At 55.4% G+C, this 25,751-nt stretch carries 21 protein-coding genes and 1 pseudogene; 17 read left to right on the top strand and 5 right to left on the bottom strand.

Annotated features, from left to right (window positions below; all coding sequences use genetic code 11):
- The first annotated feature begins 42 nt into the window (after positions 1–42).
- From AC1D2Q_RS11400 to AC1D2Q_RS11340, 13 genes and pseudogenes are all read left to right on the top strand, one after another.
- Complete coding sequence (locus AC1D2Q_RS11400; RefSeq protein ID WP_218244076.1) at positions 43–1,146, top strand: aromatic ring-hydroxylating dioxygenase subunit alpha; 1,104 nt, start codon at positions 43–45, stop codon at positions 1,144–1,146.
- 2 nt (positions 1,147–1,148) lie between these two features.
- Positions 1,149–2,105, top strand: a complete 957-nt coding sequence (locus AC1D2Q_RS11395) for a PDR/VanB family oxidoreductase (protein ID WP_095129195.1) — start codon at positions 1,149–1,151, stop codon at positions 2,103–2,105.
- Positions 2,106–2,141: 36 nt separating this feature from the next.
- Positions 2,142–3,041, top strand: coding sequence for an alpha/beta hydrolase (locus tag AC1D2Q_RS11390; RefSeq protein WP_477813235.1), 900 nt, complete (start codon positions 2,142–2,144; stop codon positions 3,039–3,041).
- A 425-nt stretch (positions 3,042–3,466) separates the two neighbouring features.
- The gene (locus AC1D2Q_RS11385) at positions 3,467–5,098 is read left to right on the top strand and encodes a DUF1302 domain-containing protein (protein WP_371918032.1); all 1,632 of its coding nucleotides are present in this window, start codon (positions 3,467–3,469) and stop codon (positions 5,096–5,098) included.
- Positions 5,099–5,110: 12 nt separating this feature from the next.
- Positions 5,111–6,487 (top strand): DUF1329 domain-containing protein, encoded by a 1,377-nt coding sequence (locus AC1D2Q_RS11380; RefSeq protein ID WP_095129197.1) that lies wholly within the window; start codon positions 5,111–5,113, stop codon positions 6,485–6,487.
- Positions 6,488–6,563: 76 nt separating this feature from the next.
- Positions 6,564–7,667 (top strand): WD40/YVTN/BNR-like repeat-containing protein, encoded by a 1,104-nt coding sequence (locus AC1D2Q_RS11375; protein ID WP_477813234.1) that lies wholly within the window; start codon positions 6,564–6,566, stop codon positions 7,665–7,667.
- 4 nt (positions 7,668–7,671) lie between these two features.
- On the top strand, positions 7,672–10,170 hold the full coding sequence (locus AC1D2Q_RS11370; RefSeq protein WP_095129199.1) for an efflux RND transporter permease subunit: 2,499 nt from the start codon (positions 7,672–7,674) through the stop codon (positions 10,168–10,170).
- 5 nt (positions 10,171–10,175) lie between these two features.
- Positions 10,176–11,009, top strand: a complete 834-nt coding sequence (locus tag AC1D2Q_RS11365) for a cache domain-containing protein (RefSeq protein ID WP_477813233.1) — start codon at positions 10,176–10,178, stop codon at positions 11,007–11,009.
- A gap of 122 nt (positions 11,010–11,131) precedes the next feature.
- Positions 11,132–12,205 (top strand): annotated as a pseudogene (locus AC1D2Q_RS11360) (methyl-accepting chemotaxis protein); the annotation flags it as partial.
- A complete protein-coding gene (locus AC1D2Q_RS11355) occupies positions 12,200–13,063 on the top strand; it encodes a methyl-accepting chemotaxis protein (protein WP_477813331.1) in 864 nt (287 codons plus the stop codon). The pseudogene AC1D2Q_RS11360 and the gene AC1D2Q_RS11355, both read left to right, overlap by 6 nt.
- A gap of 215 nt (positions 13,064–13,278) precedes the next feature.
- Positions 13,279–14,334, top strand: a complete 1,056-nt coding sequence (locus tag AC1D2Q_RS11350) for a Rieske 2Fe-2S domain-containing protein (RefSeq protein ID WP_477813232.1) — start codon at positions 13,279–13,281, stop codon at positions 14,332–14,334.
- Between the two features lie 90 nt (positions 14,335–14,424).
- Positions 14,425–15,543 (top strand): S-(hydroxymethyl)glutathione dehydrogenase/class III alcohol dehydrogenase, encoded by a 1,119-nt coding sequence (locus AC1D2Q_RS11345; protein ID WP_477813231.1) that lies wholly within the window; start codon positions 14,425–14,427, stop codon positions 15,541–15,543.
- Between the two features lie 94 nt (positions 15,544–15,637).
- Complete coding sequence (locus AC1D2Q_RS11340) at positions 15,638–16,021, top strand: VOC family protein (protein WP_095129204.1); 384 nt, start codon at positions 15,638–15,640, stop codon at positions 16,019–16,021.
- Positions 16,022–16,467: 446 nt separating this feature from the next.
- Here AC1D2Q_RS11340 and AC1D2Q_RS11335 read toward each other — a convergent pair whose 3' ends face one another.
- From AC1D2Q_RS11335 to AC1D2Q_RS11325, 3 genes are read right to left on the bottom strand one after another with little or no spacing between them, the layout of a single operon-like run.
- A complete protein-coding gene (locus AC1D2Q_RS11335) occupies positions 16,468–17,919 on the bottom strand; it encodes an NAD-dependent succinate-semialdehyde dehydrogenase (protein ID WP_477813330.1) in 1,452 nt (483 codons plus the stop codon).
- A gap of 28 nt (positions 17,920–17,947) precedes the next feature.
- Positions 17,948–18,958: a dihydrodipicolinate synthase family protein gene (locus AC1D2Q_RS11330; RefSeq protein WP_095129206.1), complete on the bottom strand. Its 1,011-nt coding sequence runs from the start codon at positions 18,956–18,958 to the stop codon at positions 17,948–17,950.
- A gap of 37 nt (positions 18,959–18,995) precedes the next feature.
- On the bottom strand, positions 18,996–20,000 hold the full coding sequence (locus AC1D2Q_RS11325; protein ID WP_477813230.1) for an ornithine cyclodeaminase family protein: 1,005 nt from the start codon (positions 19,998–20,000) through the stop codon (positions 18,996–18,998).
- A 743-nt stretch (positions 20,001–20,743) separates the two neighbouring features.
- On the opposite strand from AC1D2Q_RS11325, the gene AC1D2Q_RS11320 reads away from it, so the two are divergent.
- Complete coding sequence (locus AC1D2Q_RS11320) at positions 20,744–21,856, top strand: FAD-dependent oxidoreductase (protein WP_477813229.1); 1,113 nt, start codon at positions 20,744–20,746, stop codon at positions 21,854–21,856.
- 262 nt (positions 21,857–22,118) lie between these two features.
- Here AC1D2Q_RS11320 and AC1D2Q_RS11315 read toward each other — a convergent pair whose 3' ends face one another.
- A complete protein-coding gene (locus AC1D2Q_RS11315) occupies positions 22,119–22,748 on the bottom strand; it encodes a TetR/AcrR family transcriptional regulator (protein ID WP_095129210.1) in 630 nt (209 codons plus the stop codon).
- A gap of 388 nt (positions 22,749–23,136) precedes the next feature.
- On the opposite strand from AC1D2Q_RS11315, the gene AC1D2Q_RS11310 reads away from it, so the two are divergent.
- The gene (locus AC1D2Q_RS11310; RefSeq protein ID WP_095129211.1) at positions 23,137–23,373 is read left to right on the top strand and encodes a hypothetical protein; all 237 of its coding nucleotides are present in this window, start codon (positions 23,137–23,139) and stop codon (positions 23,371–23,373) included.
- On the opposite strand, the gene AC1D2Q_RS11305 is transcribed toward AC1D2Q_RS11310, so the two are convergent.
- Positions 23,359–23,619, bottom strand: a complete 261-nt coding sequence (locus AC1D2Q_RS11305; protein ID WP_141232743.1) for a hypothetical protein — start codon at positions 23,617–23,619, stop codon at positions 23,359–23,361. The two genes, AC1D2Q_RS11310 and AC1D2Q_RS11305, sit on opposite strands and share 15 nt — an antisense overlap.
- Positions 23,620–23,890: 271 nt before the next feature.
- Here AC1D2Q_RS11305 and AC1D2Q_RS11300 point away from each other — a divergent pair, with 271 nt between their 5' ends.
- Entirely contained in the window at positions 23,891–24,736 is an 846-nt protein-coding gene (locus AC1D2Q_RS11300; protein ID WP_095129212.1) for an ABC transporter substrate-binding protein, read from the top strand.
- 14 nt (positions 24,737–24,750) lie between these two features.
- Complete coding sequence (locus tag AC1D2Q_RS11295) at positions 24,751–25,740, top strand: fumarylacetoacetate hydrolase family protein (RefSeq protein ID WP_095129213.1); 990 nt, start codon at positions 24,751–24,753, stop codon at positions 25,738–25,740.
- The last annotated feature ends 11 nt before the right edge of the window (positions 25,741–25,751 follow it).

The raw sequence follows: 25,751 nt of genomic DNA, 5'->3' as shown, positions 1-25,751 counted from the left end.
ATTAGCTCCATGATCTATGCGCATACATGATCCGCCTCTAGCATGGCATCAGCAAGTGCAGAAAAAACAAAAACAAGAAATGAGGGCAACGTGATGCTTCTTCGTAATGCTTGGTATGTGGCCGCCTGGTCGAGTGAAGTTCCGGTCGACGAGCTTCTCGCAAGAACGATTCTTAATGTGCCTGTAGTGCTTTGGCGTGATACCACTGGAGCGGTGGTAGCCTTTGAGGACCGTTGCTGTCACCGCGGTGCTCCCCTGTCGAAGGGGCGCCTGGAGGGCGATCAGCTTCGCTGTATGTACCATGGCCTTCTGTTTGATACAGCCGGGCAATGTGTCGAGATACCTGGACAAGAACGCATTCCTCCGCAAGCGAAGGTGCGCACGTTTCCCGTCGTGGAGAAACATAAGTGGATTTGGATCTGGGTGGGTGATGCCGGCCTGGCGGACCCGTCCCAGATTCCCGATACCCATTGGCTGGATGATCCTCAGTGGAGAAGTCTGGAGGGTTATACCTATTACACCACCAACTATCTCCTGATCGCTGACAACCTGCTCGACCTCGCCCATTTGCCCTACGTTCATCCGAACACGCTGGGTGGTGATGAGGCTTATGCGGCCTGCATACCTCAGGTCGAAAAGCTGGAAAACGGTGTTCGGGTGACACGTTGGGGCGAAGGCATCAAACCGGCGCCTTTTGTGCAGAAGATCAAGAATTATCCGGGACCGGTCGATCGTTGGAATATCTATGATTTCCTGTTACCCAGCATCTTCCTGATGGATTCAGGTATGCAGCCCTGTGGGCACAACGCCAAGGAGGGGAATCGAGTCAATGCCGCGGAGTTTCGTAGCACTCAGGCGCTCACGCCAGAGACAGACGAATCCACCCATTACTTCTTTTCGCAGCCTCACAACTTCGCCATTGACGATCCAGCTGTGACGCAGGCGATTCATAACCAAGTCATCACGGCATTTGAAGAAGACAGCGACATGATTCATGCGCAAGACCGTATGTTGAAGCTGACTTCCGATTTCAAAATGATCCCGATCGGAGCGGATGCGGCCCTTTCGTACTTCCGATGGCTTGTAGCGAAGGCTTACAAGGCTGAGCAGGCGGCGAGTAATCCCGTCAAAATCCAGGAGGCCTGAAAATGAGCGACTGGAACCGCGTTCGAGTGAAGGCGATTGTGCGGGCTGCGGACTCCATCCTGGATATCCACTTGCTGGCCGAAGATGGTCAACCGCTGCCTGTGGCCGAGGCCGGCTCGCACATCGACGTGCGCCTGCCAAATGGCTTGATCAGGCAGTACTCCATTCACCGATACGACCCCGTGGACGCAAGCTACTCGATCGGAGTCGGCTTGTCTGAACCGTCACGTGGTGGCTCAGCATTTATTCATATCCAACTGCGAGTTGGCGACGTGCTGGAAATCGGCGCGGTTCGGAATAACTTCCCACTGGAACGAGACGCAAGTGCTTACTTGTTCATTGCTGGTGGTATCGGCATTACGCCGATTCTCAGCATGATTCGCTGGTGCGACGTGAATGACAAACCGTGGCAACTTCTTTACTGCGTTCGCTCGCGATCCCGAGCTGCTTACATCGAGCACCTGCCCCGTGGCGGAAAACTGGTGTTTCACTCGGATGAAGAAAACTCCGGCCGCCCCGACCTGCAGACGTTCATTCGCCAGGCAGGCCCTACGGACCACCTTTATTGCTGTGGGCCTGCGCCACTCATGGACGCGGTACGGGGTATCGCACAGGCGTACCTGCCTTCCGGACAGGTGCACTTCGAGTTGTTCAGCGCGCCGCAGTCGAGTGCTTCTGAAAAGCCACAGGACAGTAGCTTCGTAGTGGAGCTTGCCCGCAGCGGCATGGAACTTACCGTACCTGCCGATACCAGCCTCCTCGATGCGCTCGAAGGGGCTGGGATAATGGTGCCTTACTCTTGTCGGGAGGGGCTTTGCCGTACCTGTGAATGCCAAGTATTAGCCGGTGAGGTTGATCACCGGGACTATGTCCTCAGCGATGAAGAGCGTGCATCCAATACGGTCATTCTGCAGTGTGTTTCCCGTGCCAAGTCCGCAAGACTGGTGCTCGATCTCTGACTTGCACTGGATTCACGCCGTGTCCTGGAGGCAATGATGAGTCGTTTCGAACTGAACGCTATTCGTGGCGAGCTTCTTTCTCGTAGAGAAAACCCTCCTGGGTCGTTGCAGAACGCCCGGGTTGGGTTCGACCAATTGTGCAAGCGTTTTTTGCCGCCGCCTGGTTGCAACTCTGCGGCTTCGACACTCGGTGGCGTGCTTGTACGGACGTTAACCTACCTGGCATCCCGGCGCTCGTTGCTCTATGTCCACGGCGGTGGATTTATGGTGGGCAGCGCTGAAGGTTTTGAGGGGGTCGCCGGCACGCTGGCTTCTGGTACGTCCGCTACGGCTTATGTGGTCGATTATCGACTAACGCCTGAACATGCTTATCCGGCTGCACAGCAAGACGTCCTGACTGCCTACGCGGCGTTGCTCGCAAGCAGTGAAAAGGCGAGCGATATCGTGTTGGCGGGGGACTCGGCGGGAGGTCAGCTCATCATGGCTGCTCTGATTCAGGCCCGAGGCATGGGAATGGAAATGCCAGGTTGTGTCGTGCTGTTTTCTCCCTGGGTGGATCTTGCCCTCACCGCAGAGAGCATCCATAGCAAGGCAGGCGTGGACTGTTTCCTCACACCTTCGAAGCTGCAAGCCTGCGCTAACGCCTATCTGGGACAACATGTTGAGGCTGCTTCTTTCATCCTGGACGCTGACCTGGAAGGTTTGCCGCCGTTGATGATTCAAGTGGGGGAGTCTGAAATCCTGTTGGACGACGCGGTACGCCTGGCGCGAAATGCGGGATCGGCGGGCGTGGAAACCAGGCTGGAGGTATGGCCGGGAATGTTTCACGTCTGGCAGGCGTATGCGCCGGTTCTCTCTGAGGGGCGTGAGGCGCTCGCTTCTGCCACCGATTTCATAAATAGGGTGCTGGCACGGGAAAAAGTCGTTGATACCTGACGGCTGTGGCAGGCATCGGCGTTATTGCGATACCGCGAGCACCTCACGACGCGCTTGATTGCCGTTTCAAATCACTGGATCAGCATCCGCCTCTGCGACCTCGTTCCGGTGTGTGAGCCCAGGCATTACCTGCATTTTCTTGGCAAAACAGATCACGAAAAAAGATGCGAAGCCATGCTTGACATACACCTCTCCTAGCAGTAAATATACGATACGTCCCGTATCAAAACTGGAGTACGATATTGCTGCTACCACAGAGGTTTTGTGGGCGCTGCCGTTGGAAGGGAGCTTAAGCAAGGAGCGTTTTTCGATTTTTCAGCGAAACCTAATACAAAAACAATAGAGGTTCGTATATGCGTCTACTCAAATGTGCCGTGCCTGCATATTCGATGCTTTCCTGTCGGTCGCATTTTGTTTCGTGCGTGATGACAGGTAGTGCATTGAGTCTGCTCTCACTGAGTGCCAGTGCCTTCCAATTCAATATGAGCGATAGCGACTACAGTGTTCGCTGGGATAACACGCTGAAATACAGTTCCGCCTGGCGCCTAAAGGACCAGAGCAGCAAACTCACCAAAGGCCAAACCGCCCTTAACCAGGACGATGGCGATCGAAACTTTGACAAGGGACTGATTTCCAATCGGCTCGACATCCTTTCCGAGATGGATATCAGTTATCGCAACTTTGGAGCCCGTGTCAGCGGCGCCGCCTGGTTCGATACCGAATATCAAAAAGACACTGACAATGATGACCCGGCCCGGGCCAACCAGCGTTCGGTCGCCTTCGACGAGTTCACTGACGACACCCGGCACCTGCACGGGGGCGACGCCGAGCTGCTGGACGCGTTTGTCTACTGGAACGGCGAGTTGGCGGACAAGAGCCTGTCCGTGCGATTTGGCCGTCATGGCCTGATCTGGGGCGAAAGCCTGTTCTTCGGCAGCAACGGCATTGCCGGTGGCATGGCCCCGGTGGATGTGGTCAAGGCGATTTCGGTACCGAACACACAGTTCAAGGAAATCACTCGCCCCGTCAACCAACTGTCCACCAGCTACCAACTGACTGATGATCTGTCGCTCGGTGCTTTCTACCAATTCGATTGGGAAGAGACTCGCCTGCCAGGCGTAGGCAGCTACTTTTCGGTCACGGACGTCGTCGGCGAAGGCGGCGAGCGCCTGATTGTCGGCGCGCCATTCCCGGATTTTCTCGGTGGTAATCCAAACAGCCCGGCGGCGTTCTTCCACGGCAACGACAAGGAAGCTCGCAGTTCTGGCCAAGGTGGCCTGCAGTTGCGCTACTCGGCGGGTACCGTTGACTACGGTCTCTATGCCCTCCAATACCACGAGAAGACCCCCCAGATTTACTTGAGGCCCAATGCAACTGGCCCCAATTTCGCCACCGGTGAGGTGGGCAACTACTCTTTGGTTTATCCAGAAGATATCCGGGTGCTCGGTGCCAGTTTCGCCACTTCCGTCGACGAGTTCAGTTTCGCCGGAGAGGCCTCGATGCGCTGGAACATGCCGCTGGTATCCAATACCCAGGTGGTGTTGGCCGGTGAGGCTGCGGACAACGATGATCATCCTCTCTACGCGGTCGGTCGTACTGCCCATGTCAACTTGAACGTTATTGCGTCCCTCGGTCCGTCATTTGTTTCCAATGAGGCTTCTCTAGTTGGCGAGATGGCCTGGAATCGACTGCTTAGCGTGACCAAAAACCCGGAGGCCTTGAATTCCAATGCCACTGACGATGCTCTCGGTTTCAGGTTGGTGTACACCCCGACCTACCGCCAAGTCTTTCCCGGCATCGATCTCAGCGTGCCGGTGGGTCTCAGTTATTTTCCGATGGGCAAGTCCGCAGTGGTGGGCAGTTTCGGCCCAGACAAGGGCGGCGATTTCAACATCGGCGTCAGTGCCAACTACCGTGAGCGCGTCACTCTCGGCCTGACCTACACCCACTTTTACGGGCCCGAAGATACCAATCTCGACGCGGCCAATCACTTCACTATGAAGCAGTCGCAGAAGGATCGGGATTTCCTGGCCTTCTCCGTCAAAACCACGTTTTAAGAGGGCTTGCGCATGATTTCCGAATTCAAACTCAAGTCGCTGTGTTTCGTTTTGCTCACGGGCGTTCTGATCAGCAGTTTGCTGCAGCCAGCCATTGCCGCAACAACTGACGCATCTGAGCTAGGTAAAACCCTGACACCTTTTGGTGCCGAGCGTGCAGGCAACGCCGATGGCAGTATTCCTGCCTGGGACGGTGGCTACACCAAAGTCGATCCATCCTTCAAGCAGGGCGGTACTCGCCCGGATCCATTTGCCGCCGAAAAACCGTTGTTCAGCATTACCGCCAAGAACATGGAGAAATACGCCGACAAGCTCAACGATGGCGTCAAAGCCATGTTCAAGCGTTATCCGGACACTTACCGAATCGATGTATACCCGACTCGCCGCACGTCTGCGGCGCCGCAATGGGTGTATGACAATATTCGCAAAAACGCGGCCGAGGCCAAGCTGGTAGAGACGACTGCCGGACCTGCTCCGCAGGGGGCTTATGGCGGCGTTCCGTTTCCTATTCCGAAAAGCGGCATTGAGGTCATGTGGAACCACTTGCTCAACTGGCGCGCTACTTCCATCGCCACGCATTTTCGCGACTATTTGATAACGGCTGATGGCAACCCGGTCCTGGCCACCGAAGGCAAAGCCATTCAAGAGATGCCGTATTACTATCAGGAAGGTTCGGCCGCCGACTTCAATGGTAACTACTGGTTGTTCCGTCTGCTGAACCTGGGCCCACCGATCCGTGCCGGTGAACAGATTCTGGCGCAGTCCTACCTCAACGAAGATCAAACCCAGACTTACGTTTATCTCTTGGGCCAGCGTCGGGTTCGTAAGCTGCCGAACTCCTGCTGTGATACCCCGGCGCCGGCTACGGCTGGCGTGATGAGCTTCGATGAGCTGTCGGTGTTTACCGGACGCCTGGATCGTTTCAAGTGGACGTTGGTGGGTAAGAAGGAAATGTACGTTCCCTATAACGCTAACAAGGTAAATGCCGCTGCCAAACCGGAAGACCTGTTTGGCAAGAACCACCTCAACCCCGACTACATTCGCTGGGAACTGCACCGCGTTTGGGTGGTTGACGCTGAGCTGGCCCCGGGCGCCCGGCATCAACTGCCGAAGAGCCGCTACTACGTCGATGAAGATACCTGGCAGGCGATGCTCGCTGATCGCTGGGATAGCAGTGGCGCGCTAGCCAAAACGCTCTGGACGCTGCCAATGGTGTTGCCGGAGGTGCCCGCGGTTGCCCAATTGTCTTCGGGCTTCTATGACCTGAATTCTGGTGCCTGGTTTATGCAAGGGGTTTTCGCCGGTATGTCGGAGCAGTATCGCATCGTCGATCGCTACAAGAAGTCTGAGTTCTCTCCGGCCGCCATGGCGGGCCAGGGTGTGCGTTAAGGTCGCTCTTGCCTGATAGGCGTCGGCTGTCGTCCAGCCGATGCCTTTGCAATATGCGTCTACTTGAGAATAAAAAATGATAAATATCCGTCATGTCAGTGAACTTGTACTGGCCTCCGTGTTGTCCGTCACCACCTCCATCTGCCTCGCTGAAACCGGTGCTGTGGGTTCCGCTTTAACAACACCTGCCATGCAGATTGTTGCATCTTCCAGGGCGGTGTTTATTGATCTGGCACGGGCCGCCGATCGACTGATCGCTGTTGGGGAGCGTGGGCTCATCGTTCTGTCGGACGATAATGGTCAGTCCTGGCGGCAAGTACCGGTGCCGGTCTCCGTCAGTCTTAGCGCCGTCTATTTCGTGGATGCCCAACGAGGCTGGGCGGTCGGTCATGCTGGAACTGTTTTGGCCACCATCGACGGGGGCGAACATTGGGCGGTGCAGTTAAATGGTTTGCAGGCTGCACAAATCGAACTGCAGGCCGCTCAGGCTGAAAAGGTCACTGCGGCCGATGCAGAAGCCGCCGATATGCGTCTGCAAAATGCCGAGCGGCTGATTGCCGATGGGCCGGATAAACCCTTCCTGGCGGTTCGGTTTTCCGATGCCAACCGCGGCTTGGTTGTCGGTGCCTATGGCATGGCACTCGCGACGCAAGATGGAGGTGCCAGCTGGCATTCGCTGATGGGACATATCGAGAATCCATCGCTCGTGCACCTTTATGCTATTGCTGAAAAAAACAACCTCTGCTTTCTCGTGGGTGAGCAGGGTTACCTGGCGCGTTCTGTCGATAACGGACAATCATTCAAGCAACTCGAAAGTCCCTATGAAGGCAGTTTCTTCACCGCCCAGGTGCGCGACGACGGCGCGTTGTTGGTGGCGGGCCTTAAAGGCCATGCGTATCTCTCCAGCGATGACGGTGACAGCTTTCAGCGTATTACTGTTTCGTCGCCTGTTTCCTTCAGTAGCTCCGTGCGATTGGCCGACGGCACTTTGCTGTTGGCTAATCAGGCAGGGGGCATTTTCAGCAGCGCAGCCTCACATGGCGCCGCGCTGCAGTCTGTAGGAAAACCCTTGGGGCTGCCGGTTAGCAGCCTGCTCGAGGCGGCCGATAAAAGTTTTATCGCTGCCGGTTTTGCTGGCTTGTCGCGCTTTGCTCATCCAGCCACAGATGTTTCGGAGTGAAGCTATGAAGTCTTCAAGCAGTTCAAATACCGTCGAGCTTAATGATTTCGATATTCGCTCGGGTTCAATGGTCGAGCGGGCCTTGTTCAACCATCGTCACTGGGTGCTGTTTCTGTGCCTGATGACTACGCTGCTGCTCGGTTGGCAATCCACGCGCATCGTGCTCAATGCCAGCTTCGAAAAGATGATCCCTACCGGGCATCCCTACATCGCTAATTATCTGAACAACCAGAAGGAGCTGTCGGGCCTGGGCAACTCGCTGCGCATTGCGGTTGCCAATCCTAAAGGGGATATCTATGACGCCGACTACCTGCATACCCTGCAGGTACTCAGCGACAAGATTTACCTGCTGCCGGGCGTTGACCGCGCCTACATGAAGTCGCTCTGGACGCCGGCGACGCGCTGGGTGTCGGTCACCGAGGAGGGCCTGGAGGGTGGGCCGGTGATCCCGGACAGATACGACGGCAGCGCTGCGTCGCTGGCCATGCTGCAGCGCAATGTGCAGCTCTCCAATGAAATCGGTCGGCTGGTGGCCTTGGATCAACGCTCCAGCATTATCTATGTGCCTCTGCTAGCGCGTACCGCCGACGGCAAGCCGCTGGACTACGCCACATTGTCCGACCAACTCGAAGTGCTGCGTGGGCAATACCAGAACGACCACGTCGAAATACATATCACGGGCTTCGCCAAGAAGATGGGTGATCTGATCGAGGGGCTGGAGCAAATCCTGTTGTTCTTCGCTGGCGCTATCCTCATCACTACCCTCGTGCTTTATGGCTACACCCGCTGCATACGCAGTACCTTGCTGGTGGTGTTCTGCTCGCTAGTAGCGGTGGTCTGGGAGCTGGGGCTGTTGCCGCTTCTGGGTTACGAACTGGATCCGTATTCGGTGCTGGTGCCATTTTTGGTCTTCGCCATCGGCATGAGCCACGGCGCACAAAAGATGAACGGCATCATGCAGGACATAGGCCGTGGCATCCATCGTCTAGTGGCTGCGCGCCTTACCTTCCGCCGTCTGTTTCTCGCCGGCCTTACTGCGCTGTTGTGCGACGCCGTGGGTTTCGCGGTGTTGATGATCATCCAGATCCAGGTGATCCAGGACCTGGCTATCATTGCCAGCATCGGCGTCGCAGTCTTGATTTTCACCAACCTCATCCTGTTGCCGGTACTACTGTCTTATGTGGGCGTCAGCCCAAGCGCGGCTCAACATAGCCTCAAGAGTGAGCGTGCGGAGGAGGGGGGCCAGACGCGCCATCCTTTCTGGCGTTTCCTTGACCTGTTCACCCGTAACCCTTGGGCCGCGATCTGTGTCGGCACCAGTCTGGTGATGGCGGTGCTCGGCCTTATGACCAGCCAGCACCTGGCGATTGGTGATCTGGATCCCGGCGCTCCTGAACTGCGCGCGGACTCGCGTTACAACCAGGACGATGCGTTCATGACCCGCAGCTACGGTGCCAGCAGCGACCTCTTTGCGGTGATGGTGCGTACGCCGCAGAGCGCCTGCTCGCGCTATGACATCCTGCGTAAGGTCGACGAGCTCGACTGGCAATTGCGAAATTTGCCAGGGGTCGACTCGACCAACTCTCTGGCGTTGCTCAACCGGCGGATGCTGGTTGGGCTCTCGGAGGGCAGTCCGAAGTGGTACGAGTTGCAGAACAACCAGGCAATGCTCAACATGATCACCGCCAGCGCGCCTCGCGGGCTCTATAACGAGTCCTGCAGCCTGCTGACACTCTATGTCTATCTTTCCGACCACAAGGCCGAGACGCTGACACGCCTGGTAGCGCATGTCGAAGCCTTCGCCGCCGCCAATGACACCGACGATGTGAAGTTCCAACTCGCCGCCGGCAACGCTGGGATCGAGGCAGCCACCAACATCGTGGTCAAGGACGCCAACCGTGAGATGTTGTTCTGGGTCTACGGTGCGGTGATCCTGCTCTGCCTGATCACCTTCCGCTCCTGGCGCGCCACGCTCTGTGCGGTGATCCCGTTAATGCTCACCTCCATCCTCTGCGAGGCGCTGATGGTGGGGCTGGGCATCGGGGTCAAAGTCGCCACGCTACCGGTGATCGCCCTTGGGGTGGGCATCGGGGTCGATTACGCACTTTATGTGATGAGCATCCTGCTGGGCCATCTGCGTCAGGGGGCCAGCCTGTCCGAGGCGTATTTCCGCGCGCTAGTCTCCACGGGCAAGGTGGTCATGCTCACTGGCGTCACCCTGGCCATTGGCGTGGGCACCTGGATTTTCTCACCCATCAAGTTTCAGGCGGACATGGGCGTGCTGCTGGCCTTTATGTTTGTCTGGAACATGGTCGGGGCCTTGGTGCTGCTGCCGGCGCTTGCCTATTTCCTGCTGCCGACAACCCGACGTCACGACTCAGAGGTCTCGGCATCCCAGCCTGGTGATGAGGTCACCTCGCTGGTGATAAATAAACCACCGGTCTCGGCAGGCGGCCTGAAGCAGGCCGGTCGCAGCGTCTTAGCATCCCCCCTTACGGAGTGACTTCCATGCGTTTGATTGCCTTGCTGTGGTGCGCATTTACGCTCATGAGCGCTACCGAAGCTGCCACAGCAGATGAGGAACAACGTGCTCGCAAGCTGTTGCAGGCAGCCGTCGAGTACTACCAGGCGCAGGGTGATGCCGCTTTCGCGGCCTTCAGTCGCCAGGGCGAATTCATCGATGGCGAACACTATGTATTCGTGGTCGATACCCACGGCGTCATGCTCGCCAGTGGCGGCACTTCATCTGTGCTGATTGGCCGCGATGTCACCGAGGCGCTGGAGCCGGAACTGCGTGACGGCTTCCGCCGGGCTTTGGAAGGCAAAGCAGGGGAGGTGCGGGTGGCCGAGTACCGCTGGATGAACGCCCGCGACGCCAGGGTAGAGCACAAGCGTGTGTTCTTTCAGCGCGCGGGGGATCGTGTCATCGCCGTCGGTTTCTATCTGCCGCGGGCTACGCCACAGCAGGCCCAACAACTGCTTGATCGCGCAGTTGTCGCCCTCAAGCAGGAGCCGCAGGCCAGCATTGCCGCCATCAACGCGCTGTCGCCACGCTTTCGCGAGGATGATCTCTACGTCTTTGTGATCGATCTGAACACCGGTCGCTACCTGGCTCACGGCTACAACCTGCGATTGCTCGGCGTAGAGTTCTCCAGCGTGCGTGACCCTGATGGCAAGCCTGTGGGCGAGCCGATCCTCGCGCTGATGAAGGATCGCCAGGACGGTGGTTACGATTACCGTTGGAAGAGCCCGGTGACCGGCAAGGTGGAAGATAAATACGCCCTGTTGCGCAAAACCGGCCATTTGCTGGTCGCGGTTGGGTACTACAAGAAGTCCGAATGATCCGTTGATAGGCCCCATAACAATAAGAAGGACTCCTGTCATGAACCGACTTTTTACTTCATTGATTTTGCGCTTCACCCTGACGGTGTTTAGACATGTAGCCGGCCATCAGAGGGCAGATCATGTCTTGGCTTAGGTTCGCATTGGGTAGGCTCTCTGTTGGTGCCAAGCTGTCAACAGGCTTTGGCCTGGTTCTGTTGACCACCGTGATTGTGGCTGGCACTGCATTCAGCTCAATCGCTTTACTGCAATCTCGTACCGAACGCCTTCGGGATGACCTTCAGATTCAAGCCAAAGTACTTCAGGCGAGAATCTCCGAAAAGGAGTATGCGATCGGCCTGCAACCGGAGGCCGAATCGAAAGTACGCGCGATCATCGAAGCGCTTCAAACCGAGCTCGCAAAGGGCGACGAACTGGCACGTGGCAAAATGAGGAATGCAGTTGCCGCGTACTTGAAACAGTTCCAGGAGTACACCGCGGCATTGCGCGAACTACGAAACTCTCGACTGAAAATGCAACAGCTTGCTGCAAATGCTGGCGAAAATTTCACGGGCGTATTCCTCGATCAGATAGACGCGATCAACCTGAAGACAGAAGCAGGCAACTCACCAGACGCGGAGCAGATGAACCAGTTGGAGCAGGCAGCAGACCTCAGAAACAAGCTGGCTAGAGTCCGAGAGCGTGAGCTGTATTACACCGAGAGTGGTGACCCGCATCACCGAGATGATTGGGAACAGGGCATGAGCGAGGTCCTTGCCGCAACTAAAAACCTCGCCATTCGCGTCGGCCAGGATGGTCAGGAATCTCTACAGCAAGCGTTACTCGCGCTGAACCAATACCGCCAGGCCTTCGATCAGTTTGCAGTCAGCCGCAATCAAATTGCCCAAACCAGTGAAGTGATGAAAAAAGAAGGCCAGTATCTGGGTGAGTTGTTGGCTCAGCTTGAGCAAGACCAAGCTTCTCTCATCACTGAAGACAATCAGCGGGCTTACCGCCAAATGACCCTGATCACGCTCTTGGCCCTGTGCCTGGGCATAGGGGCGTGCCTGGTGATTCGCCAGCTAATTCTTTTTCCCTTGCGTCAGACTGTACTCCTAGCCAATCGGGTCTCGGAGGGAAACCTTACGGGGGGCGATACGCAAATAACCGGCAAAGACGAACTCGGGCAGTTGCTGCGCACAGTCAACGGGATGCTCGTAAGCTTGCGCAACCTCGTGGGTCGAATTGGCAATGGCATAACAGATCTCAATAGCACCGCTGACAGCCTCGTACAGGTGATGGAGCACAATCGATCAGGGCTTGAGCAGCAACGCTCAGAGACCGAACTGGCCGTCATGTCCGTGCAGCAGATGAGTGCAACGGCACATGAAGTGGCGCGCAATGCATCACAAGCCAGTGACGCCGTCGTCATCGCCGACGGCTTTGCTCGGGAAGGAGACTCGTTGGTAAAACAAGTCACCGATCAAGCCGAGCGGCTGGCATTGGAAATGACAGGGTGCGCCAGCGTAATGGAGACGCTATTGCAAGAATGCAACTTGATCGGCGGTGTCCTGAGCGTCATTAAATCGGTAGCCGAACAGACCAACTTACTCGCCCTCAACGCTGCCATTGAAGCCGCTCGCGCCGGTGAGCATGGGCGAGGTTTCGCCGTAGTGGCCGATGAGGTACGTGGCCTGGCCCGACGAACCCAGAGCTCCACCAGTGAAATTGAAGCGTTGATTGAACGTCTTTGTGGTGCGGCTCAGCAGGCTGCAGAACGGCTCCATAAGAGTCGCGACCTCACCGATGAATCGGTGATATTGGCTGGTCAGGCTTCCTCTGCATTGGTAAGGATTACCCAGGCTGTATCGAGCATCGAACAGATGAATGAACAGATTGCTGCTGCCGCCGAACAACAAAGTGTTTTAGCCGAGCAGGTCAATCAGAGCATGGCGAGGGTTCGCGCTGTTGGAGAGCAAAGCGCCAGACAAAGCCAGGAACTGCAGGCGTCTACCTTGGGTTTGCAAGAAATTGGAGGTGAGCTTGGCATCGCAGTAGGGCACTTCAGGACGTAAGGAGCTCCAACCGAACGATCTGGATCTTTGAGATCCTGTAGCCCCTGATCATTCTCAATTTGACAGCCCAATGGGTGCACAAAAGAATACGATTCGGATCGTTTAGTAAGTTGACGGAAGCCAGACGTATTGCCCTGAGGGAGGCGATGGCAGGGCAATAGTCCAATGCTGCGGATCGCCAAAAACAAGAACTTCCAGTTAAGGAGTGAGGTGTCATGGCAACTTTGAACGTCGCAGAAAGCATTCAAGAAGCACGTAACTACCCTCATAACTGTTGGTGGGTGGCGGCATTTGGTTCCGAAGTGGGCCGCTCACTGTTGGGCCGTTGGATGCTCGATACCCCCGTGGTGTTGTTCCGTCGAGAGGACGGCACGGTAGCCGCGTTGGAGGACCGCTGCCCGCATCGCCAGGCCCCTCTTTCCAACGGTCAACTTAAAGGTGACATCGTGGAATGTGGCTACCACGGTTTCTGCTTCGGCACTGACGGTAGTTGCGTGCGCATACCGTCCATGAACGGAACGCCACCGCCCAACTATTCGGTGAAGCACTTTCCAGTGAAGGAGATTGGTCCCCTGGTTTGGATTTATCTGGGCGATCCATCGGTGATCGACACGGTAGCTCCGCCAGCCGAGTTGCCGTGGGCGGAAGATTCGTCTTTTGCCATTAGGACTGGTTTGATGGAGATTTCAGCGAATTACATGCTACTGAAAGAAAATGTTCTCGATCTAACGCATTTTGGCTACGTGCATGCTTCGACATTCGAGATTTCTGACTGGTCCACTCCACCTGACGTCATCGTGGGCGATGAGACCGTTCAGTACTCCAAGCATTTTATAAATAGCCCGCTTGCGCCTGGTTACGCAATGTCCCTTGGGGTACCGCCGGGTACTCCTTGGCATCGTCAACACCGGGGCACGTTTCTGTCACCGGCGCTACAAGAAGGATGCACGGATTTTCAGAACCCCTCGAAACCTGAGGAGTCACCGGCACGCTTTCGTGTTGCCCATGCCACGACGCCAATTGATCAAACCCACATGCTGTATTTCTGGGTAGTCGGTCGAGACTTCGCCAAGGTGCCGGAAGCCATGGATCATTTGGTTCATGCTATCCGCGAAGGTTTTGATGAGGACCGAGTCGTGCTTGAAGCAGTACAGGCCCAGGCCAATCGCCGTCCGCGACGCGTCAGCACCGGCGAGCGCAGCGTCAAGGCCGATGCCGCAGGTATTCAAGCCCGTCGCATCGTTGCGCGGTGGATGGAGCGTGAGGAGTAATCAGCTCCTGCGCAGGGATCGAGTCTTGTTTGACGCTGGGTAAGCGACAGTCGTTCGCCCGGCAAATCATTGCACAAAGGAATACAGAGAATGATCAAGTCACGTGCGGCCGTTGCTTTCGCCGCCAACCAGCCGTTGCAAATCGTTGAAGTGGATGTTGAACCACCAAAGGCTGGTGAGGTTCTGGTTCGTGTTGTTGCCACCGGTGTTTGTCATACCGATGCCTATACCCTTTCAGGTAATGATTCGGAAGGCGTCTTTCCCTGCATTTTGGGGCATGAAGGTGGAGGTATTGTCGAGGCGATAGGTGAGGGCGTGACTTCGCTGGAGGTAGGTGACCATGTCATTCCGCTGTACACCGCCGAATGCCGCAAATGCAAATACTGTACTTCGGGCAAGACCAACTTATGCCAGGCTGTACGTGCTACTCAGGGTAAAGGGCTGATGCCGGACGGCACTTCCCGTTTCTCCTACCAGGGGCAGCCGATTTATCACTATATGGGCTGCTCGACCTTCTCCGAGTATACGGTACTGCCGGAAATCTCCCTGGCGAAGATTCCCAAGGATGCTCCACTGGAGAAGGTGTGCCTGCTCGGCTGCGGCGTCACTACTGGCATCGGTGCGATACTCAATACCGCCAAGGTGGAGGAGGGGGCTAGCGTCGCTATTTTCGGTCTTGGTGGCATTGGTCTGGCAGCGATCATCGGTGCCCGGATGGCGAAGGCCGGCCGGATTATTGTTATCGATATCAACCCGGCTAAATTTGACATCGCCCGCGAGCTGGGTGCTACCGATTTCGTTAATCCAAGGGAGCAATCCAAGCCCATTCAGGACGTCATTATCGAGATGACAGATGGCGGTGTGGACTACTCCTTTGAGTGTGTAGGCAACGTGCAATTGATGCGCGCGGCGTTGGAGTGCTGCCATAAAGGCTGGGGCGAATCGATCATTATTGGCGTGGCCGGCGCAGGCCAGGAAATATCCACGCGTCCATTCCAGCTGGTTACCGGTCGCGTCTGGCGGGGTTCGGCCTTCGGCGGGGTCAAGGGTCGCACCGAGTTAGCGAGCTATGTCGAAAAGGCGCAGAAAGGCGAAATTCCGCTGGATACCTTCATCACCCATAACCTGCCGCTGGAAAGCATTAACCAGGCCTTCGAGTTAATGCACGTAGGCAAGAGTATTCGCACTGTCATTCATTTCGATCACTAAGTCAGCAGACTTGGCGATGAGTGCCATGGCCAAATTTGTCCTGGTAACACCGCAACGCAAACCCATCTGGTTTCTACCATAGAGAGCAATAAAAATGAGTGTCTTTACTCACGTAACAGTCGGCACCAATGACCTGAATAAAGCCCGTAGTTTCTACGACGACGTATTGGGTAAGCTTGGCCACAAACGGATCGCGGATCTCGGCGACAACGGTTCCATCTGGGGCGAAGACGCACCGTCTTTCTTCGTCTTGAAACCAGCCAACGGTGCACCTGCCAGTGTTGGCAATGGCGTCACCGTCAGTTTCGAGGCACCGTCCCGTGCGGCTGTCGACGCTTTCCATGCCACTGCACTGGCTGCTGGCAGTGTATGTGAAGGCCTCCCGGGTCCGCGTAGCTGGGCACCGAACGCCTATGCAGCGTATGCCCGTGATCTGGACGGTAACAAACTAGCCGTCTATTGCTTCAAACCAGCTTAAGCCTGGTACGGGGCCAGCCTGGTTTTGGCTGGCCTCATCCGTAATCCTTCTCTACGGCGCTCAGGGCAATCCGGTCGAGATTCCCTCGCGAAGAAAGCGCAGTGTCAAGGCCCATGTCGCAGGTATCCGGGCGCGTCGCATCGTTGCATGATGGATGGAGCGTGAGGCGCAATCATTTTCCTCTTCGGAGGAGTCCCCCACGTTTGAGAACGAGCTTGATCGGCGAAGCAAATTTCTCCGCTTAAGCCGCTTCTTTATCACCTGCAGCAAATGTGAAAAGAGCCGATGAGCCAGGCGTGACGACCTCTGGCTGGTCAGCTCTCGATTGCATTTTTATCTTGAAACCACAACAGCGGGTACGTTTGTAAATGATCAGCCTCTCAAATCGGTATCAGTTGTTCGCTGAGCCCGCTTGAAAGGCTGATCCACTGCTGTGGTCTGCCTGCTCAGAGACCGCCAAGCGCGACGTATTTGATTTCCAGGTAGTCATCGACACCATACTTGGAACCTTCGCGACCCAGCCCAGAGGCCTTCACACCGCCGAACGGCGCAACCTCGGTTGAGATCATCCCTTCATTAACCCCCACCATGCCGAACTCGAGGCCGTCGACGACACGGAAAATCCGGCCGATGTCACGAGCGAACACATAGGAGGCTAAGCCGAAGGGGGTGTCGTTGGCCATCGCGATGGCTTGCTCTTCGGTATCGAAGCGGAAAAGCGGCGCAACAGGTCCAAAGGTTTCGTCGTTGAAAATCAGCGCTTCGCGCGGCACATCGGCCAGGACCGTTGGCTCGAAATAGCTCCCGCCCAAGGCATGGCGTTTACCGCCAGTGACAACGCGTGCGCCTTTGGACAATGCATCGGCAATGTGTTCTTCGACCTTTTGTACTGCCTCTTCATTGATCAGCGGGCCCAGCAAGACGCCCTCGTGCATTCCATTGCCCACCTTGAGAGCTGCGGTGGCCTCAGCAAGCTTCTTCCCGAAGGCCTCGTAGATGCCCGACTGAACCAGCATGCGATTGGCAGCGACACACGCTTGGCCTGTGTTGCGGTACTTGGCTGCAATCGCACCCTTCACTGCGGCATCGATGTCAGCATCATCGAATACAATGAAAGGTGCGTTTCCACCCAACTCCATGCTGGTCTTCTTGATCGTCGCAGCGCATTGGGCAAGCAGTTGAGCACCCACTTCGGTCGAACCTGTGAACGACAGCTTGCGCACCATAGGGCTTGCAGTGAGTTCGCCACCAATCGCACGGGCCGAGCCAGTCACTACGTTGCATACGCCCGGAGGCAGGCCGGCGCGCTCCGCGAGCACCGCCAAGGCGAGCGCTGACAGCGGAGTCTGGCTAGCTGGCTTGATGACGCCAGCACAGCCCACGGCCCAACCCGGGCCCGCCTTGCGTGTGATCATCGCCGACGGAAAGTTCCACGGGGTGATTGCGGCGAATACGCCGATCGGTGCCTTCTGCACGAGGATGCGACGGCCATCTACGTTCTGCGGAATGATGTCGCCATAAATCCGCTTGGCTTCTTCCGCAAACCACTCGATGAAGCCCGCGGCGTAGGTAATCTCACCGCGCGATTCCACCAAAGGTTTGCCTTGTTCGGCGGTCAAAATCGTGGCCAGATCCTCGATGTTCTCGAGCATCAGGTCGTAGAGCTTACGCAGGACCTTCGCACGGTCCTTTGGCAGCGTTTTGCGCCAACCTTGCATGGCGCGCTCGGCTGCGGCAATTGCCCGCCGAGTTTCGGCACTGCCGCCGTTGGGTACACGAGCCACCAGCTCTCCGGTAGCAGGGTTGCGTACCTCAATAGTCTGGCCATTGTCGGCCTGAACCCATTCGCCATCAATCAGCATGGCCTGGCGGAGCAGGTCAGGGTCCTTCAGGTGCAGCGTTACGGTTCCATTCATGGGGCTGATCTCACAGGGGATTGCGGCCGACGAAGAAAGCTTCGTCGAGATCGCTGGTTGGATTCAGGCCAGCGGCTTCGAGCCCCTTGCGCAGCACAGTCATGTCGCGCTGGTACACCCGCTGCGTCGGGTGTGGCAGGGGACCGCCGTTGTAACCCTGTAGCCATCCCTGATACTTCCACATCATGCGATTGAGCAGGCCGTTTGCCGCCATCGGCAGGCTCGCAAACGCTTTGCGAGCAGGGTCCATCTTGTACCAAAGCTGTGTTGCTTCGTCGTAATTGCCTGCTTGGATCAGCTTGTGAATCTGTGGCAATAACGGACCGTAGTAGGACGAATAGTTGGTGCCGCAGAAAGGGATATCCATCACCTGCGCGAGGGGCACGTACTCGTACTCGAGTGGGGAAGAGATAACCACTTCCTTGTGGAATTCGCGGTGCACCTCGATCGCCGACATGATGTAGGGCAGGCCGCCTTCAGCCTTGATCGCAACCACGTTGGGGATCTCGTCCACCATACGACGCAGCACCGACAGCGGGATGTCGGCGGGGTGCAGACGGCTAAAGCCCCAAGCGGGTAGCGGGAAGATGATTACCCCGAGGTTTGTCGCTGCGCAAATGGCCTTTGTGTATTCGAAAACCTCGTCATAGGACTTCGGAAAGAAATACGGCGGGTAACCGAGCAACACCAGGTCGGCACCGGCATCTTCGGCTCTTTTGACCGCTTCAATGTTGTCTTCCAATGTGTTGAACACCGCGTGATGGACAATGACCAGTCGCCCCGCAGCCTGGTCAGCCATGATGCGGCAGAACTCACCGTACTGCTCCTGGGTGATTGCCACCTCGGAGCAGGATAGAGAACCGACGAAGCCGTGTTGGATTGCCAACTCGACGTCATGGCGCACCGCTTTTTCGTTGATGCGTTTGAAGTCCGACGTCATGGTCGGGATGGTCACGTTGGCGACCCCTAGGAGATGCTCGCGCGCCCAGTCGCGGGCGTCTTTCTTGTTGTAGCTAGCCATGTAGGAGTTCCTGTCGATCAGGGTGGGTTTATGGGGATTAGCGCTTTGTTTCAAAGTTCATCGGCAGTGGTATAGCCAGACCTGCTTCTAGTGCTTTGGTCAGGATCAGCTCCGCCACTACGATGTCCTGCAGACCTCCACCGACTGACTTGAACATCGGAGCCTTAGCGTGTGCCAGCTGTTCGTTGCATGCGCCGCTCATTAGGTCGGCTAGGCTGAAGGCTTTGTGATGAAAATCGATTCCGGCGACGCGGGCAGCGATCATGTCGCCCGTTTCAGTCAGGACTTCCTCCAGCGTGTCGCAGATGATCAGATCGCTACGCTCCACGACCGAGACATCGATTTCACGTTGTTCGGGGATGGTTGAGCCAATCGAGACAACAGTGGCGCCCGGTTTGAGCCAGTCACCAAACAGAATGGGCTCCTCGCCGCGTGAGCGAGCCGCAGTGAGGACAATGTCAGCTCCTTCCACGGCTTCCCGAGCGCTGGCTACACCTTTGGCAGGGATTCCCAAGTCGCTGCTGACTGCTGCAGCAAACGCTTCACGGCGTTCAGGGGTTGGACTGAAGACCGTTACTTCTGTGAGTTGGCGCACGCTTGCGAAAGCACGAGTGTGCATCGAGGCTTCCAGACCACTACCAAGGACCGCCAGACGTGCGGGGCCCCGAGGTGCCAATCGGTCGAGTGCTGCCGCAGAGGTAGCAGCAGTACGGAAACCGGTGACCAGGTTACCGTCGACGAAGGCCGCAATGTGGTTCGTCGTCCGGTCGAATAGCACGATGACATATTCAATTCCCGGTGGAGCATCGCCCATATTCGAGCCCATCAGTTTGGCGCCGAAGTATCGACCTCCAGGTGGGATAGCCGGGAGGGTGCGCAGCCAGGTTTTTTCGAGGATGGCGACGGTCCGGGGCGGGGTTGCTTTGACGGGAATAGGAAGACCGTACGCTTGCTGAAGCGCGGTAATCGCGTCTTTCCACCTGAAAACGGTCCGTGCGGCGTCGCTGGAAACGAAGACGGGGGCTTGATTGCTAGCGGGCATACTTCGTGCTCCGATGATTTATGAATGTGGGAGGAACACGCACGAGGCAGTATTGCTACTAACTGCTGCCGAGCGGGTCGGGGAAGAGGGATGATCAGCACCGTTCGTAAGGCTGTTGGTATTACTGGTCAGGATTTCAGGATGAAGAAAGCGCAACGGCTTCAATGAGGTGCTGTTCACTGATGTGGCTCCAAGTATCGTGCGATTCTATTTTAGATTTATAAACGACACGTAACGTATCTAAATTATTGTTGGCGGATCTCTCCTGTGTCAATAAGAATTTTCAGGTAGCTGCGACCATAAAAACTGCGGTTGATAAAGCGAAACGATACGTATAGTTTGTAGCTGGGCAGCGATGGAATTTGCACGTGGAGACCGCGATGAAATTGGGGCGACCGTTGGTTGAAGGGCTCGATGGGCTGGTCTGCTGGACCAGCAGAGTCTTACTTGAACTGGGGCAAGCGCACAGTAGGCCCGCCGCAGCTGTCTGTGATGGTGGGCAGCGATTGCTCCGCAATCTCGACGAATCGGTACATTTTCATTGGTTCTTTTCGGGCGCCGACCTGCTTTGCATGCCGGTTCAAACCGAGTGGACAGGTGATGCAAGTGGCATTGCCGTTCAGGCAAGCGCCCCCCCCTGATAAGCAAGGTTCAACAAGGCTGGTTGTGGCAACCCCATGCCTGCGACCCTGCCGATAGATGAACAAATACCACCCGCCATAGAAGCGGAGAGGAGACAAGAAATGAATGAAATTAAGCGCGTTTTAATTGTAGGTAGTGGCATTGGCGGAGCTACTGCTGCCTACGCTCTACGCAGGGTGGGGATAGATGTTCATTGCATAGATATCAAGCCTGAGAGTTCTTCCGCGGGCTCCGGTATTTGCTTGTTGCACAACACTCTGCGGGCGCTGGACATGATCGGGTTGGCGCAACCCTGTCTCGAGAGTGGTATGCGCTTCGAGTCGTTCCTCCAGTTTGATTCCGCCGGGCAGCTCCTGCGTTCCAATCCCGCCCCCCCGAGTTGCGGTATTCGTCGGCCGGAATTGGCGCGCATCCTGGAATCAGCTGCAAAGAATGCCGGCGCGGTCATGGATCATGGTTTGACTGTTGAGAGCCTGAATGATCGTGGAGATTGTGTCGAGGTTCGATTTTCAGACGGTAGAGAAGCCACCTACGATCTTGTTGTCGCGGCGGACGGCGCTTATTCCAAGCTGCGACAGCAGGTTTTTGGAGCTGATTGCGGGCCTCGTTTTGCGGGGCAAAGCGTATGGCGCTTTAATGCGCCTCGCCCGGATCAGGTCGAAGGATTCTGCCTCTATCGAAGCCCTTCGGGTCGAACTGTAGGTTCGTTTCCAACCTCGAAAGACAGCTGCTACATCTTCTATCTTGAGACCAGCAAGGAGCCTATGCGTATACCAGAGGACCAGGCTCATTTGCTGATTCGCGAAAGGCTTGCCGAATATGTTGCTCCGGCAGTGCGAGAAGCGCTCGAGCACGTCACCGAAGCCAAGCAGGTTATATTCCGTCCCCTGGACGTTACCTTGGTGCCAGCTCCCTGGAATCGTGGGCGGGTCGTGCTGATGGGAGATGCTGCGCATGCGCCCACTCCGCATATGACTTCCGGCGGCGGCATGGCCATCGAAGACGCCGTGGTGCTCGCAGAATGCCTGTCCACTACCACTACGGCCCGGGAGGCCCTCGCAGCCTACAGCGCTCGCCGTTTTGATCGTGTAAAAGTCATTTGTGACGCTTCGTTCCAGCTCTGCAAATACGAGCAGCAAGACCCAATCGGTAACAGGGAGAAATCGGCGGCTTTGCTGTTGCAGACCTATCAGTATCTGGGGCAACCCTTCTAAGCAGTCCTACCACTCGAGGACCTCGACTCGCCATGTTTGGCGAGTTGAGGGAGAGGCTTGGTTGCTCGCCTACAATATTCAGCATGGCATGCTTAGTAGGCTTGCTCCCTGATCGTCAAGGTAAGGGCAATCATTAGGAGGTGGGTGAATTGAAGCGCAAGTTGTGCTTTGGTAGATGACCGCATGGTTGGATTTAAGCTGCACACTACGTGACTCAGTAAGGTTTGTTGGCTTGGGTGCCAATAAACCTGACACGATCAAATCAATTGGCATTGGTAGGAGTTTGGTTGTTTGTATCCAACAGGTGGTAGACATACTTTATGTGGGATTCGGCAAAGGCCTCATTAAGTGGTGCGTGACCAATCATCAGGCGCATATAAACCGCTCCATAAATCACATCCATGAGTATCTCTATATTCGTGTCGCTCGAAATTTCACCTTTGTTTCGCCATTCCTCGAGAGTTTCACTAATAACTGCTCGCCTTCCATAGTGAAATCTTTCGCGGAAAGCACGCAAAATTGAAGGGTCTGACTGACCCTCTGCGATGATTTGAGCAACCAAGCGACCTGGCCAGCCGGAGTATTGTTCTACAAGGGAGCGGAAATGATGGGCGATCGCTTCTCTTGGGCCAAGTTCCCGTGGAAGTGTCGTTTTGATGAGGTGATTTTCGATGAACGCATCAATGACTACGAGTGCCTTGGAGTCCCACCATCTATAAATGGTTGCTTTGCTAACGCCGGCCTCTCTTGCAATGGCTTCAATGGATATAGCCTGAATTGAATTGTCTTGCAGGAGTTTAATGGTCGCATCGAGGATCAGCAGGCGAGTAGCTTCGCTGCGTGGTCGCCCGACAGCTGAGCTTTTTTTCGATTCTGCTTTTTTGACTTGCATAGTCAACTTCCTGATAACGCATTTAAAAACTTCGTTTTGCCCCGCTCGTCGCCGTACGGTTTTGTGGTTGGCAATCGAAACGGTTAGGCCAGTATATTTGCCGTAATGAAAAAATTCCACTTCAATTTCTACCCTACGGTATTGGAATTCGTACTGAGTCGTCGTGAAGGAATTTTGTCCGAAAAAACGGGGTTTGATGGTTGCTTACGGAATGGATTTTTACGCATTTCAACTGCTGAAAGCATATTTATTTTTGTAAAACGATGCGTATCGTATATAATGTATGGGCGTGGTTGCGAGGATGGCTTCGCGGGGTGCGCATACCGAAGCCAGGAGGAGCGTGCTATGAATCCAGGTTGCGTTTCTTTGAAGAGGAGGGCAGTAGGAAATGAATGACACCATTAAAGAATCTATCGTGGCGGGTGTTATCGGAGGCGTGATCTCTGCAGTGCTGGCTTTTTTGATTGCTCATTTTTTCGCACCTTTCCCGCTCACTCCATTTGATAATTCTTTAGGGAATGGTCTGAGTGGTTTCTTCAGCGGATTGATGAGCGGGTTTGTGGGCGTATTTTTTGCGCTTAAAAAGATTGCCGGATTGTCGAGGGCAAGCTCATCTGGCCAATGAATAGCCTGAGTTCTCTGTTGGCGTGCAGGCTAGCAGGTCAGCGGTGAGTTTCTGATCGGGTTTGATCATAAGCTTGTTGTTTTTTTCTCCTGCCGCTTGAATGAGTACACATTTGGCGAAGGCGGGCATTCCATCAGAAAGCGCGGCAGCGGCAGCAAAAAACCCTGGTCGTTGATAGCGTATTTTTGCCGGAGTCTCGCATTCAGGTGGCAGGGAGCAGGCATGAATGCCCAGTCGCAAACGCACTATGGAGTCCTTAGGCCTGGCAATGTATCGCTGGCGCCGGGCTGTTGGCTCAGTGCAGGGTGCGGGCTTGGTTGGCTTCTCCTATATGTGACCTCAAAAGTCTGCTCAGGAATGAAGCTACCATTTGTTCTTTTCTATATCTTAACTTTGCCGTTACCAGCTATGTCTTTGTTTTTTAGCAAGTTTTTAGATTATCTGCTGCTTCGGGCAACTCATTGACAATACGATACGTCTAGTATTAGATTTGCGTCATCTAGAACGAGGAAAAAAAATGCCTACCAATACTCTTCGGGTGATGTGGTTCGTTCCTCCCGCCATTGCGGTGGCCGCTTCGTGGCAAGAGTCGCTTGGCTTCCGTCTTGAGTCCTCCAGGACACAGTCATCCGATGAGCAGTACCTGTTGCTTTGTGAAGGCGCGGTCGATGCAGTCGTGACGTCGATCGACAATGTACTGCACTGGAACCAGCGGCAAGGACCTGAAGACTTTGTCGTAGTTGCCCAAATTGAAACGACCACCCCGCTTCAGTTGATTGGATCCTCAAATCTGTCGGTCCCATCAGATTTGGTCGGCGCCAACATTCTGGTGGATGCGCCGGAGAACGGGTTTGTTATTGCACTCCGGGCGCTGCTGCAACAAGCCGGGCTCGGTACCGAGGACTATCGCCTGACCCCGGTAGGAGGCGTGCGTGAGCGTTTCTCCGCGCTCACCGAAGGGCAGGGCGATGCAACCTTGCTGGGGCCACCATTCGACACGATGGCAGTACAGCGGGGGCTTAGTCATATCGCAACAATACAAGATGTATTTTCTAACTTTCCTGGTCAAGGCCTGGTAGTAAGGAGGTCAGTGAGTCATGCCAATGAAGCGTTAAAGGCCTGGATTCACATGCTGCAAGCTTCATTAACCACCGTGCCAGATGACACGGCGAAGCTTAAAGAGTCTCTGGAGTCGCTCGGCCTCCCTCCCGAGGCAGTAACGGCGCTGGTTAATACGTTTCCAAGTACCTTGATACCCTCCCGTGACGGCATTGAACTTCTTATCGGCCAACGAGCCTTGCTTGGGTTGGCTGGGGCGAATGTTACGTATGAGCAGGTTGTCGATTGCTCTTTTTTGCAATAATTCCGGAGACCTATATGAAGAAGTTTTCGCTCGGTACATTTTCGTTGAAGTCCAGCCCACAACAACGCTTCGCTGGGCTTGTTGTAGACAGTAAAATTACTTCGGTCAGTAGCTTGGCTGAAGAGTTTGGAGTTAATACTCTCCGGGACCAAAGTGTGTTGTCGCTCCTTGAGAATTGGGAAGTTAGCTACGCTGCACTCGAATCCATTGTAAACAAAGCGTCGACATCCTCTTGGTATAGCGAAGATCAATTGATTTTTCGTCCAGCCATTGATCTCCCACGACAGGTTTTCTGCACTGGTGCAAACTACCGAAAGCATGTAGTTGATTTGACGGTCGATTCTAATGTCGGGCCAGAAGGTTTTAATAAAGATGAGCTCAGGAAGTGGGCCGAGGACATGATGGATCAACGGGTTGCCACTGGCGAACCCTATGTCTTCACCAAACCCGTCTCAGCAATCTCGGGTGCTTACGAAGATTTGGTGCTACCACCTACCACAAGCAAGCCTGACTGGGAGCTGGAGTTGGCTGTTGTTATTGGACGGAAGGGTTACAATATCCGTGCTGAAGACGCTATGGATTATGTGGCCGGTTACACGATTGTCAACGATATTTCTGCTCGCGATTTGATTCCCCGAACCGATTATAAAATGCTCGGGACAGATTGGTTGCGATCGAAAGGCCAACCAGGTTTTCTGCCATTGGGACCCTACTTGGTACCCAAGAACTTTGTAAAGGACCCTCATAATCTCTCTATGCGCTTGACCGTTTCCGGCGTCACCATGCAGGACGAGACCACCGCAGATATGCTGTTTGGAATTGAGCAACAAATTGCATATATATCTAAGTATGCCAAGCTTTTGCCGGGCGATATTATTTGTACCGGATCTCCTGCAGGTAATGGCACTCACTATAATCGCTTCTTGCGAGATGGCGATATTATGATCGGCGAAATTGCCGGGCTGGGTACGCAGCGACAAAAGTGCGTTAGTTTCGATAAGTGAGGTGAAGAATT

The organism is Pseudomonas sp. P1_A1 (assembly GCF_056406935.1).
The sequence above is the reverse complement of the archived record's forward strand: the minus strand, read 5'-3'. Positions and strand labels throughout refer to the sequence as shown.

Bases quoted from the DNA above. Each gene is read 5' to 3' on its own strand.
- AC1D2Q_RS11400 (WP_218244076.1), top strand. From the start codon at position 43: ATGGCATCAGCAAGTGCAGAAAAAACAAAAACAAGAAATGAGGGCAAC.
- AC1D2Q_RS11365 (WP_477813233.1), top strand. From the start codon at position 10,176: ATGCGTTTGATTGCCTTGCTGTGGTGCGCATTTACGCTCATGAGCGCT.
- AC1D2Q_RS11375 (WP_477813234.1), top strand. From the start codon at position 6,564: ATGATAAATATCCGTCATGTCAGTGAACTTGTACTGGCCTCCGTGTTG.
- AC1D2Q_RS11355 (WP_477813331.1), top strand. From the start codon at position 12,200: ATGCTCGTAAGCTTGCGCAACCTCGTGGGTCGAATTGGCAATGGCATA.
- AC1D2Q_RS11380 (WP_095129197.1), top strand. From the start codon at position 5,111: ATGATTTCCGAATTCAAACTCAAGTCGCTGTGTTTCGTTTTGCTCACG.
- AC1D2Q_RS11315 (WP_095129210.1), bottom strand. From the start codon at position 22,748: ATGCAAGTCAAAAAAGCAGAATCGAAAAAAAGCTCAGCTGTCGGGCGA.
- AC1D2Q_RS11395 (WP_095129195.1), top strand. From the start codon at position 1,149: ATGAGCGACTGGAACCGCGTTCGAGTGAAGGCGATTGTGCGGGCTGCG.
- AC1D2Q_RS11325 (WP_477813230.1), bottom strand. From the start codon at position 20,000: ATGCCCGCTAGCAATCAAGCCCCCGTCTTCGTTTCCAGCGACGCCGCA.
- AC1D2Q_RS11320 (WP_477813229.1), top strand. From the start codon at position 20,744: ATGAATGAAATTAAGCGCGTTTTAATTGTAGGTAGTGGCATTGGCGGA.
- AC1D2Q_RS11390 (WP_477813235.1), top strand. From the start codon at position 2,142: ATGAGTCGTTTCGAACTGAACGCTATTCGTGGCGAGCTTCTTTCTCGT.
- AC1D2Q_RS11340 (WP_095129204.1), top strand. From the start codon at position 15,638: ATGAGTGTCTTTACTCACGTAACAGTCGGCACCAATGACCTGAATAAA.
- AC1D2Q_RS11345 (WP_477813231.1), top strand. From the start codon at position 14,425: ATGATCAAGTCACGTGCGGCCGTTGCTTTCGCCGCCAACCAGCCGTTG.
- AC1D2Q_RS11295 (WP_095129213.1), top strand. From the start codon at position 24,751: ATGAAGAAGTTTTCGCTCGGTACATTTTCGTTGAAGTCCAGCCCACAA.
- AC1D2Q_RS11350 (WP_477813232.1), top strand. From the start codon at position 13,279: ATGGCAACTTTGAACGTCGCAGAAAGCATTCAAGAAGCACGTAACTAC.
- AC1D2Q_RS11330 (WP_095129206.1), bottom strand. From the start codon at position 18,958: ATGGCTAGCTACAACAAGAAAGACGCCCGCGACTGGGCGCGCGAGCAT.
- AC1D2Q_RS11300 (WP_095129212.1), top strand. From the start codon at position 23,891: ATGCCTACCAATACTCTTCGGGTGATGTGGTTCGTTCCTCCCGCCATT.
- AC1D2Q_RS11385 (WP_371918032.1), top strand. From the start codon at position 3,467: ATGACAGGTAGTGCATTGAGTCTGCTCTCACTGAGTGCCAGTGCCTTC.
- AC1D2Q_RS11370 (WP_095129199.1), top strand. From the start codon at position 7,672: ATGAAGTCTTCAAGCAGTTCAAATACCGTCGAGCTTAATGATTTCGAT.
- AC1D2Q_RS11310 (WP_095129211.1), top strand. From the start codon at position 23,137: ATGAATGACACCATTAAAGAATCTATCGTGGCGGGTGTTATCGGAGGC.